General features: G+C 67.9%; 1 protein-coding gene. It reads right to left on the bottom strand.

What is annotated here, in order from left to right; all coding sequences use genetic code 11:
• Window positions 1-891 (bottom strand): DNA-methyltransferase (locus CTA01S_RS16235; RefSeq protein WP_062196863.1); only part of this gene is annotated, 891 nt, incomplete at both ends.

Here is an 891-nt window from a genome sequence, read left to right on the forward strand (position 1 = left end):
CGCGGGTGGCTTGCTGGCCCGTCCAGTCCTGCCAGCGCCGCACGATCACGTCCGCATACTTCGGGTCGAGCTCGATCAGCCGCGCCACGCGCCCGGCCTTCTCGGCGGCGATCAAGGTCGTGCCCGAGCCGCCGAAGGGGTCGAGCACCACGTCGCCGGGGCGGCTGGAGTTGCGGATGGCCCGCTCGACCAGATCCACCGGCTTCATGGTCGGGTGCAGATCGTTCTTCGCTGGCTTCTTGATCTGCCAGACGTCGCCCTGGTCGCGGTCGCCGCACCAGTGGCGCGTCGCGCCTTCGGGCCAGCCGTAGAGGATCGGCTCGTACTGGCGCTGGTAGTCCGAGCGGCCCAGCGTGAAGGTGTTCTTGGCCCAGATGATGAAGGTCGACCAGTGCCCGCCGGCGGCGCGGAAGGCCGCTTGCAGCGTGTCCAGTTCGCTGGAGGACATGGCGACGTAGATCGCGCCTCGGGTGTGCGCCATGATCAGCGCCAGCGCGTCGTAGAGGAAATCGTAGAAGCCTTCGCCCAGCGCATCGTTGAGGATGGGGCGGTGTTTGCCGCGCAGCTTGTCCTTCGCGCTGTTGGCGTAGTTCACGTTGTAGGGCGGATCGGTGAAGACCATGTCCGCCCGCTCGCCGTCCGGAAACAGGCGCGCGTAGGCCTCGGCGGTGGTCGCGTCCCCGCAGACCAGGCGGTGCGGCCCGAGCCGCCAGACGTCGCCCGGCCGAGACACCGGCTCTTCCGGCATCTCCGGGATGGCATCGTCCTCCGTCCGGCCCTCGATCTGTGGTTCCTCATCGGCCAGCAGTTCTGCCAGTGCATCGGCGTCGAATCCGGTGAGATCGAGATCGAAGCCATCGTCCTGCAGCGCCTCCAGTTCGATGCGCAGCA

It is taken from the genome of Caldimonas taiwanensis NBRC 104434 (assembly GCF_001592165.1).
GTDB lineage: Bacteria > Pseudomonadota > Gammaproteobacteria > Burkholderiales > Burkholderiaceae_C > Caldimonas > Caldimonas manganoxidans.